Annotated in this window: 10 protein-coding genes; 8 read left to right on the forward strand and 2 right to left on the reverse strand. The window is 73.5% G+C overall.

Features of this window, described 5'->3' with window-relative positions; all coding sequences use genetic code 11:
* Positions 1–48 precede the first annotated feature (48 nt).
* Entirely contained in the window at positions 49–966 is a 918-nt protein-coding gene (gene metF / locus ACZ4FV_RS30875) for a methylenetetrahydrofolate reductase [NAD(P)H] (RefSeq protein WP_402231770.1), read from the forward strand.
* Between the two features lie 70 nt (positions 967–1,036).
* Complete coding sequence (locus tag ACZ4FV_RS30880; RefSeq protein ID WP_395862395.1) at positions 1,037–1,330, forward strand: hypothetical protein; 294 nt, start codon at positions 1,037–1,039, stop codon at positions 1,328–1,330.
* A gap of 4 nt (positions 1,331–1,334) precedes the next feature.
* On the opposite strand, the gene ACZ4FV_RS30885 is transcribed toward ACZ4FV_RS30880, so the two are convergent.
* The gene (locus tag ACZ4FV_RS30885; protein WP_465323801.1) at positions 1,335–2,822 is read right to left on the reverse strand and encodes a phytoene desaturase family protein; all 1,488 of its coding nucleotides are present in this window, start codon (positions 2,820–2,822) and stop codon (positions 1,335–1,337) included.
* Positions 2,823–3,382: 560 nt separating this feature from the next.
* Positions 3,383–4,249 (reverse strand): 1-aminocyclopropane-1-carboxylate deaminase/D-cysteine desulfhydrase, encoded by an 867-nt coding sequence (locus tag ACZ4FV_RS30890; RefSeq protein ID WP_395862399.1) that lies wholly within the window; start codon positions 4,247–4,249, stop codon positions 3,383–3,385.
* Between the two features lie 322 nt (positions 4,250–4,571).
* Between ACZ4FV_RS30890 and ACZ4FV_RS30895 the strand changes: the two genes are divergently transcribed.
* The 6 genes from ACZ4FV_RS30895 (at position 4,572) to ACZ4FV_RS30920 (ending at position 8,796) form a co-directional block, all read left to right on the forward strand.
* Positions 4,572–4,859 carry a DUF6504 family protein gene (locus ACZ4FV_RS30895; RefSeq protein WP_395862401.1) on the forward strand — a complete coding sequence of 96 codons (288 nt, stop codon included), beginning with the start codon at positions 4,572–4,574 and terminating at the stop codon, positions 4,857–4,859.
* 12 nt (positions 4,860–4,871) lie between these two features.
* Positions 4,872–5,369 (forward strand): SAV_6107 family HEPN domain-containing protein, encoded by a 498-nt coding sequence (locus ACZ4FV_RS30900; protein WP_402231768.1) that lies wholly within the window; start codon positions 4,872–4,874, stop codon positions 5,367–5,369.
* Between the two features lie 11 nt (positions 5,370–5,380).
* Positions 5,381–6,049 carry a hypothetical protein gene (locus tag ACZ4FV_RS30905; RefSeq protein WP_465323802.1) on the forward strand — a complete coding sequence of 223 codons (669 nt, stop codon included), beginning with the start codon at positions 5,381–5,383 and terminating at the stop codon, positions 6,047–6,049.
* A gap of 52 nt (positions 6,050–6,101) precedes the next feature.
* Positions 6,102–6,860, forward strand: a complete 759-nt coding sequence (locus ACZ4FV_RS30910) for a methyltransferase domain-containing protein (RefSeq protein WP_402231764.1) — start codon at positions 6,102–6,104, stop codon at positions 6,858–6,860.
* A gap of 54 nt (positions 6,861–6,914) precedes the next feature.
* Positions 6,915–8,123, forward strand: coding sequence for a DNA polymerase IV (gene dinB, locus ACZ4FV_RS30915; RefSeq protein WP_402231762.1), 1,209 nt, complete (start codon positions 6,915–6,917; stop codon positions 8,121–8,123).
* 280 nt (positions 8,124–8,403) lie between these two features.
* Positions 8,404–8,796: a DUF3040 domain-containing protein gene (locus ACZ4FV_RS30920; protein ID WP_395862409.1), complete on the forward strand. Its 393-nt coding sequence runs from the start codon at positions 8,404–8,406 to the stop codon at positions 8,794–8,796.
* Positions 8,797–9,008: the final 212 nt, after the last annotated feature.

Here is a 9,008-nt window from a genome sequence, read left to right on the forward strand (position 1 = left end):
GAGTGGGAAGACGTTCTCGTCCGCGTGACCGCCGGATAACCTGCGTACATGTCTCTCGGTGCCGCATCCACTCGGATCAGTCGAACCCCCGCCATTCGCGATCTGCTCGCGAGCGGCACCCGGTCCTTCTCGTTCGAGTTCATGCCACCCAGGAGCGAGAAGGGCACCCGCACACTGTGGGATGCCATCCGTCGGGTCGAGGCGCTGGCGCCGACCTTCGTCTCGGTCACCTACGGCGCGGGCGGCTCCAGCCGGGGCATGACCGTGGACACCACCGAACGGATCGCCACCGAGACCACGCTCACCCCCGTGGGCCACCTGACCGCGGTCGGGCACACCCGCGCCGAGCTGCGCAACATCATCGGGCAGTACGCCGACGCGGGCGTGCGCAACGTGCTCGCGCTGCGCGGCGACCCGCCCGGCGACCCGAAGGGCGAGTGGGTCGCCCACCCGGACGGCTTCACCTACGCGATCGAGCTGGTCGAGCTGCTGCGCGCGTCCGGCGACTTCTGCGTGGGCGTCGCGGCGTTCCCGGAGATGCACCCGCGTTCGACGAACTGGGAAGAGGACATCCGGCACTTCGTGGCCAAGTGCCGGGCCGGCGCCGACTACGCGATCACCCAGATGTTCTTCTCGGTCGAGGACTACCTGCGGCTGCGCGACCGGGTGGCGGCGGCCGGCTGCGACATCCCGATCATTCCCGAGGTGATGCCGGTCACCAGCCCGACCACGCTGGTGCGGGCGGACGAGCTGAGCGGCTGCAGGGTGCCGGCCGAGCTGGCGGTGGCGGTCGAGGCGGTCGCCGACGACCGGGCCGCGGTGCGCGCGATCGGCGTGGAGTACGCGACCCGGATGTCCGAGCGGCTGCTCGCCGAGGGCGCGCCGGGACTGCACTTCATCACCCTCAACCGATCCACCGCGACCACCGAGATCTACCAGAACCTCGGGCTTCACGAAGGCGGCTGATCCGGTTCGGCCCCAACGACCGGTTCACCCTTTAGGGTGAGGCAACGCGCCGGTAACGAAGGGATCTACCGTGCAGCTCGGCTTGGTGGTGCTCTACATCCTGTTCGTGCCGATCGGGTTGTGGTTGCTGACCGAGGTGCTGTGGCAGCACGGCGCGCCGTTCCGCTACCGCGTGCTCGCCTTCGTCGGCTTCGTCGGTGTGGCCGCAGGCGTGGGGATCAAGAACCCGGTGCTGGTCGGCATCGGCGTGTTCTGCTTCGCCGTGGGCCAGTTCCTGACCACGCGCTACGTGCGCAAGGCCTACCACCACGGCTGGACGGTCAGCGGCCGGCGCCCGAAGGGCCGCCGCGCCAAGGCCCGCTGACGCCTCACGCGCGCCCGATCAGCTCCGCCACCAGCGCCGCGGACATGCCCACCCGGGTCAGACCGCCACCCGGATGGGCGCTCGCGCCGACCGAGAACAGTCCCGGTACGGCCGACCGGTTCGGGACCCGGCGCGGTGCGGTGCGCGGACCGTCGGCGCCCGCGCCCGGCACCTCGCCGCCCGGGGCGCCGGTCTGCTCCGCCAGGTCGGCGGGCGTGCGCAGCTCCGACCACAACACCCGGTCGCGGACGTCCAGACCGCGACGGGCCATCAGGTCGAGCACGGTCGCCGGGTAGGCGGCCCGGACGGCGGCCGAGTCCCAGTCCACCGCGCCGTGCCGAGGCACCCGCAGTTGTACCGTCCACGCGCTGTGCCCCTCGGGGGCCAGCGCCGGGTCGTCGGGGGCCAGTACGCACAGCGAGGGATCGACCGGCGGCGCCGCGCGGCGCGCGAACAGCGCGTCCGGCTCGTGCCCGGGATCGTCCGCGAACAGGTAGGTGCGGTGCGGCGTCCCGGCGGAGCCGCCGCGCAGCGCGAGATGCAGTTCGAGCATCGCCGAGGAGGCCGGCACCCGCCCTGCCCCGCCGGTCCTCGCGGCCGGCAGCAGCCCGGCGCTTTCGGGGTCGGTGGGCAGGTCGGTGATCACGACGTCGGCGTCGAGCCGGCCGCCGTCGGCCAGCAGTACGCCGGCGACCCGCCCGCCGGCGCGTTCGATCGAGATCACCTCGGTGTCGGTGCGCACCTTCACCTTCCGCTGCACGCAGCGCGCGTGCAGCGCCTGGGTCATCCGGTGCAGACCGCCGCGCACCCACCACACCCCGAAGGTCTCCTCCAGGTACGGCAGCGTCGCCAGCGTCGCGGGTGCCTTGCCCGGGTGGCAGCCCGCCTCGGCGGCGAAGCGCTCCAGGTGGGCGCGCAGCCGCAGGTCGCCCAGGTGGGTCCGACCCAGCGAGCGCAGCGAGCGCCACGGCGCGGTCACCCGCAGGTCGGCCCGCCCGCCCGCGCTGCGCAGCCGCTCGGCGCGCTGTGCGGGATCGGCCAGGAGCGGCGCCTCGAAGAAGCTCTTGCGCGTGACGCCCCACATCTCGCTGGCGCGGTGCAGCAGCCGCTGCCAGTCGTCGCCCGCGCCCGGCCCGAACCCGGACTCGAACGCCTCGTGGGTCCCGGACCGGGACGCGTTGGGGATGTCCACGACGGTGCGCGCGCCGCTCGCGGCGGCGAACGACTCGCGGGTGGGTGTGGCGATCGGGACCAGGTCCACGACGTCCTCGATGGCGGCGCCGGTCTTGAGGAACAGGTCGCGGTAGACGGCCGGCAGCGTGAGCAGCCCGGGCCCGGTGGTGAAGGTGAAGCCGTCCCGCACGATCGACCCGGACAGTCCGCCGGTCGCCGACGACCGTTCGCAGATGGTCACCTCGTGCCGAAGCGTGGCCAGCCGAGCGGCCACCGCCAACCCACCCATACCTGCGCCGACAACCACAATGCGAGCCACGGTGGCACAGCGTATATGCGGGTGAGGGGGATCAGGCCCGCCCCCCGGGCCTGATCCCCCTCACCGTCCCGCGACCGCTCCCCACGGTCCACGGGCCCACCCCCCAGCGGGTCACGATTGGTAAGACTCGCGACCCGGGCAGAGGGTTGTACGCGCGGGGAAAATTTCTTTCCACCGCGGGCAACCCGGGTCGAAAGTCGTGATCAAGGCGGATATGGGCGGTGATACTCATGCCCGCCACTGAGTATTCGTACGGATGTTCCGCCACCGGACCGACCGGCACAGTGGTCGGCACGGGGAAGCGCCCATACACAACCTCGGGGGGAGGGCCGTTCGGGGGGACGGCGGGGCGCGGCGACATCGGGACGGACGACGGGGGCGTCGGTCGGTCCCGGTGGGCGACGACCGGCACGGGGGAGCCGGGTCGTTCGAGGCGTCGGTACTGCCGCGGGGGCGGCGGGACCGACGCCTTTCGCATGCCGCATGCCGCATGCCGCATGCGCGTTGCGAGACCGGGCCGCGGTTCGGGGCCGCGGCTCGGGGCCGGCGGCGGGTCGGGCTCAGCCGGTGACCACCGCGACCAGTCGGGTGCCCGGCGCGAACGTGCCGCGCTCGGCGAGGGCGAACAGGCCGAACAACATCTTGCCGACGTAGATCGGTTCGGGTGCGAAGTCGTGTCGGGCCGCGAAGTCGGCTAGGAAGGCGTCCAGTTCCGGGCCGCGCCGCGCGTAGCCGCCGTGGTGGAAGTCGTGCTCCACGTGCCAGTTCTCGGTCGGCGCGCCGTACGTGCGCCGTTGGAGGTCGGCCACCTCGTCGGCGAGGAAGCCGCCCTTCAGCGCCGCGAAGCCGATCGCGCGCCGTCCGGGCGGCAGGCCCGCCGCGACGCCGGCCAGCGTGCCGCCGGTGCCCACCGCGACGCAGACCGTGTCCAGGTCCTCGCCGAGCTCGGCCGGCAGTTCCGCGCAGCCGCGCACGGCGGCCTCGTTGCTGCCGCCCTCCGGGAGCACGTACGCGGGGCCGTGCGCGGCGAGCAGCCGATCGAGTACGCGCGGCGTGTGCTTGGCGCGGTAGGTCGCGCGGTCCGTGAACACCAGCCGCATGCCGTGTTCGACGGCGAAGGCGAGCGACGGGTTGAGCGGGCGGTCGGCGAGTTCCTCGCCACGCACCACGCCCACCGTTGCCAGCCCGTGCGCGCGGCCGGCGGCGGCGGTGGCCCGCAGGTGGTTGGAGTACGCGCCGCCGAAGGTCAACAACGTGCGCTGCCCCTGCTCACGGGCCGCCACCAGGTTGTACTTCAGCTTTCGCCACTTGTTGCCGGGCACCTCGGGATGGATCAGGTCGTCCCGTTTGAGCGCGAGTCGCAGGCCGCGGGCGGTCAGTCGGGGATCGGACAGCTCGCGCAGCGGCGAGGGCAGACGTGGGCGCACCCGGACAAGGGTGGCACGCCGGGTCGGCCCGCCGGGGCTGTCGGTGTCGCCTGTCACGGTGGAGGACGTGGGGGGCGACCGCTCTCGACGGCGGATCGAGTGGACTCGAACATGCTCGAACATCGCTCGAACACGACGGTTCGCCCGGGACTGCGGCAATGACGTTGACGTGGGTGGGGGAGCGAGCTTTACTGGCAAACGAGATCGAACTTTTGTTCGAGAAAGAGTTCGACTCGAACGGCACGGGGCAACCGGATGGGTAGCCCGGGTCGGCGGTGCGTGGGGAAGCGCATCGCCGATCCCCCGGCAGAGGAGGAGCGGCATGACGCGTCTGCACACCGACCCGGTGGAGGTGCTGCGCAGTGGTGGGGACCCCGCGCGGTTCCTGTGGCACGACCGGCTCTACGTGGTCCGGGAGGTGATCGGGCACTGGGTCGAGACCGGCGAGTGGTGGCAACACGCGCGCTCGCGGACCGCCGTCGTGGCGACGGGGGAGCGTGAGGTGTGGCGTGTGGAGGCCGGTGCCGGTCGCAGTGCGCCGTTGGGTGTGTACGACCTCAGCCTGGACGCCGGCGCCGGGACCTGGACGCTGGCGCGGACCGCCGATTGAGGAGGTGGCTTCGTGAGCCCGAGCGCGAGTCTGAACCAGTCCGCCCACATACCCGAGCCGCCGCCGATCCGACGGGCGCCCGTGCGCTGGTCGTCCGCCCCGCGCGGCGCGCTCGATCTGCTGGCCCAGGCTCGGCGCGGGCTCACCGAGGCCGCCGTCAACCGCGACGCCGCAGAGCGGTACGCCACGGCCCATCTGGCCGCGCTGCGCGTGGCCGCGGCCGTGCTGGCCGCTCGGGCACAGGCCGAGGACGAGCGTCCGGGCCGGCGCCGGCGGGCCCCGCGCAGCGCGTGGGAACTGCTGCCGAAGGTGGCGCCCGAGCTGACCGAATGGGCCGCCTTCTTCGCGTCCGGCGCCCGCAAGCGCGCCGCCGCCGAGGCGGGGCTGCCCGGCGCGGTCACCGGCCGCGAGGCGGACGACCTGATCCGCGACGTGGAGACCTTCTTCCGCCTGGTGGTGCGACTGCTCGCGCTGCCCCCGATCCCGGCCCCACCCCCTCCTATCGATTGAACGCACCACCCATGAACCGACCGAGTCGATCGAAGCGCTCGTTCGTCCACCCGCACGTCGCGTCCGGGCATTCGATGCGCTCCGGCGTCCCGCATCCGCACACGCTGATCGAGCGCACGGTCGAACACTGTCCGGACACGCTCGCGCCGACCGATCGGGACGGGGTGTACGGCGCCGTCGCGCGCGGGTGCGTCGCGGCGGGCATCCGGCCCGTCCGGGGCGCCGAGTTCGCGGTACCGCCGATCGAGCCGGCCGCCGCCGAAACGAGCCCGCGCCGACGCACCCCCGCGCGCGGCGGCAAATTCACCGACGCCGGACACCCCCGGGCCGCCGTGCTCGCCCGGGGCAGGGCCGGCCGGAGCGCGCTGTGCCGGCTGATCAGCGACGCGCACGGGCGCGACCGGGCCGACCCGGCGACCACGCGGGACGCGCTCGCCGCGGGCCACCGGCCGCCGGGAGCGGGGCGGCCGGTACGACGCGTGGAGCACCGGCGACCCCCCGGCCGTACACGAACCGGTGGCCGCGTCGACACCCACGGGCCCGCGCCCGCCACACGCCGCGTCCTGGTGCACACGGGCGGCTTCCGGATCCGCCCGTGCGCCGACCTGCGCCCGGCCGGCGGCCCCACCGAGCAGCCCCCGCACAAGCTCTGGCACGCCGGTCCCGGGAGCGCGGGATGACTTCCCTCGACGCCCTAAGGTGGAACCCGACCAGTTCCGGAGGAGGGTGTCCGTGTCCGACCAGACGCGCAGGCGCAGCTCGATGCGTACCGCCGTCGTGTGGCAGGTGCTGCGCGAGGCGTTGGACCGACGGGCCCGGGCGGCCGGACGGGACGTCCTGGACGTGCTCGACGCCGGTGGCGGAACCGGCAACCTCGCCGTGCCCATCGCCCGACTCGGCCACCGGGTCACCGTCGTCGACCCCAGCCCGGACGCGCTCGCCGCGTTCGAACGCCGGGCCGCCGAGGCCGGGGTCACCGACCTGGTCCGGGCCTACCAGGGCGACACACACGGTTTGTTCGACGTGGTCGAGCCGGACGCCGCCGACGTGGTGTTGTGCCACGGCGTGCTCGAGGTGGTCGACGACCCCTCGGCCGACCTCGCGCACATCGTCCGCGCCCTGCGCGCCGGCGGCACGCTCAGCCTGCTCGCGGCCAACCGCACCGGCGCGGTCCTGGCCCGTGCCCTCGCCGGGCACTTCGACCAGGCCCGCGACCTGCTCGTCGACCCCGCGGGCCGGTACGGTCCGACCGATCCGCTGCCGCGCCGGTTCACCGTCGCCGACCTCACCGGCCTGGTCGCCAAGGCCGGCCTCGAAGCCGGCCCCGTGCACGCGATCCGGGTCTTCGCCGACTTGGTCCCGGGCGTCCTGGTCGACGACCCGGGCTCCTTCGACGCCCTCCTGGACCTGGAGCGCGCCGCGGCCGAACAGCCCGAGTACCGCGCCCTGGCCACCCAACTGCACCTGCTGGCGAGCAAGCCGGCGGGCTGACCCCGACCCCGGTCGGGCCGACCCCGATCGGGTCCCCGGCCCGGGCGGTGCCGGATGAGCACCGCCCGATCCGCCTCGCCGGCGATCATGCACGTGGACATGGACGCCTTCTACGCGTCCGTCGAGATCCGCCGCAATCCCGCGCTGCGGGACACCCCCCTGGTGGTGGCCGGCCAGGGTCCGCGCGGAGTGGTGCTCTCCGCCACCTACGACGTGCGCGCGCTGGGTGTACACGCCGGCCAGGCCACCTCCCGGGCCCGCCGGCTCGCCCCGCACGCGGTGTTCCTGTCGCCGGACCACGACGACTACGGGCTGATCTCCGGCGGCGTCATGGAGGTGCTCCGCTCGATCACCTCGCGCGTGGAGCCGCTGTCCCTGGACGAGGCGTTCCTGGACCTGACCGGCGTCACCCGCCGACTGGGCGCGCCGGAGACGGTCGGCGAGAGCATCCGCGCCCGGATCCTGGACGAACAGGGCATCACCTGCTCGGTCGGGATCGCCGACAACAAGTTCACCGCCAAACTGGCCGGTGCCCTGGCCAAGCCGAACGGCCTGCGCGTGGTCCGCCCCGAGGAGGTGGTGGACTTCCTGCACCCGCTCCCGGTGGACCGACTGTGGGGTGTCGGCGAACGCACCGGCGCGCTGCTCACCGATCTGGGCCTGACCACCATCGGTGACGTCGCACACACCCCGGTCGAGACGTTGAGCCGCGCGCTCGGTCCGGCCGCCGGTCGCGGACTGCACGAACTCGCGTGGGGCCGGGACCGGCGTCCGGTGATCCCGTCCGAACCCGAACGCAGTATCGGCGCCGAGGAGACTTTCCCCACCGACGTGGACGATCCGGTGGTGATCCGCCGCACACTGCTCGACCTGGCGCACCGCACCGCGAGCCGGTTGCGCCGGGCGAAGGTGGCCGGGCGGACCGTCACGATCAAGATCCGCTTCGCCGACTTCACCACGCTCACCCGGGCCAGGACGCTGCGCGAGGCCACCGACGTGGGCCACGAGATCTACGGCGTGGCCTGCGTGCTGCACGGCGCGCTGGGCCTGGAACGGGCCCGGCTGCGGCTGGTGGGCATCCGGGTGGAGGGCCTGGTCGGCGGCGCCCATCCGCGCCAACTGATGCTCGGCGAAAGGGTTCTGGGCCGACGCGAGGCGGAGCGCGCGGCCGACGCGGTGCGCGGCCGATTCGGCGACGCGGCGCTCACCTCGGCCGCGCTGCTGGCCCCCGGACCCCGCTCCCGGGGGCGTTCGGGGCGCTGAGCCAGACCCCCGGAAACGGCCTCGGCGACCGGGCGCGACCCGCGCGGCCCCGCCCCTCAGCGCGAACCCGCTCCGGCCGCATATCATCGAAGCCCTGACCGGGGGACATGAGCGTGCGCCGGACAGGGCAGGAGTGTCGACAGGGGCGGGAATCGACGTAGTGACCCATCATCCGGAAGCGGGCTTCGAGCCGGTGCCGAGGGTGGCTTTCACGACAGCGATTACCTGCCTATCCTGAAAGGGCCGCAAGGTCGCGTCGCGGCCGACGAAGGAGGACGCCGTGCCGCTCTCAGAGCACGAGCAGCGCATGCTTGAGCAGATGGAGCGAGCGCTCTACGCCGAAGATCCCAAATTCGCGACAGCGCTCGAAGCAGCCGGCATGCGCCGGCACACCCGGCGACGCACCGTTCAGGCGATCCTCGGATTCCTGCTCGGCATCGTCTTGTTGATGACCGGCATGATGGTCCAACAGATCTGGGTGAGCGTCATCGGCTTTCTGGCGATGCTCGGTGGGGCGCTCCTCGCGGTCACCGGCTGGCGCCGGGGACCCGCGACGGCCAACGCGGGCGAAGGCGGCGGCGCTCCCGGGCGCGCACCGCGCCGGCGCAAGGCCAAGGTGATGAACCGCATCGAGGACCGCTGGCGCCGGCGGCGCGAGGAGAACGGCAGCTGAGCGGAGCACGGCGGCCGACCCGTCCGATGCCCCAGGGCACGGTACGGGAGACTCGGTCACCGCCCGGTCGGGGCCGACCCGATGCCGACGAGTGTCGGCACGGGCGCGTCGATACATACGCATGAACGCCGGTGGGGGGGGGGGGGGGGGGGGGGGGGGGGGGGGAGGAGAGTGGTTTGGCTCCCCGCTCAGCCCCGGAACAAAAGCGCGCC

The organism is Embleya sp. NPDC025285, from assembly GCF_055558835.1.